Here is a 529-nt window from a genome sequence, read left to right as displayed (position 1 = left end):
GTTTTATGCCCTTTGGCTGTATTTAGCTATCTGCTTCTTCTGACACGCCAATTCAGCAATTCAATTTTCCAGCAGAGGCCATTGTGAGATTGTAGGCTGGGAGGATGACCGCTCGAATGTATTGCTCGTTTGGTGCGGTTTTATTGTGTCTGTTTGGAAACTTGAACATAACAGATGCTACTCTAGGTATTGGCGGTCTGAGGCTGAAAGACTTGCTATCCCATCGAGGATGTTCTTCTGATAGACCCTGCTCTGGAAGACAATACTGCTCTGAAAGACCTGGCTGCTCTCGATTTCAATGTGATCCTGTTTCCAGTCAGCCTGGTTCAATGAAACCCGGTCAATGTCCTGACCCAAAGAACATTCCACTGTCTGCTAAAAACTGTGTCCATGATGGTCAGTGTCCTGCCACACAGAAGTGTTGCCCAACCACCAGTGGCCATGGATGCAGTGAACCAAGCCGACAGGGCCAGGGAAGCTGTCAGAACACGGGCCAGGGCGCCGGACAGGGCAAGGGAAGCGGCCAGGG

General features: G+C 50.5%; 1 protein-coding gene. It reads right to left on the bottom strand.

Annotation, left to right across the window (positions count from 1 at the left end):
- Window positions 1-326: 326 nt before the first annotated feature.
- Window positions 327-529: hypothetical protein (locus tag GQR53_RS21680; RefSeq protein ID WP_240917527.1), on the bottom strand; the 203-nt coding region annotated here is incomplete at its 5' end.

It is taken from the genome of Pseudoalteromonas sp. Z9A6, from assembly GCF_011378805.1.
Classification (GTDB): Bacteria; Pseudomonadota; Gammaproteobacteria; order Enterobacterales; family Alteromonadaceae; genus Pseudoalteromonas; species Pseudoalteromonas distincta.
The sequence above is the reverse complement of the archived record's forward strand: the minus strand, read 5'-3'. Positions and strand labels throughout refer to the sequence as shown.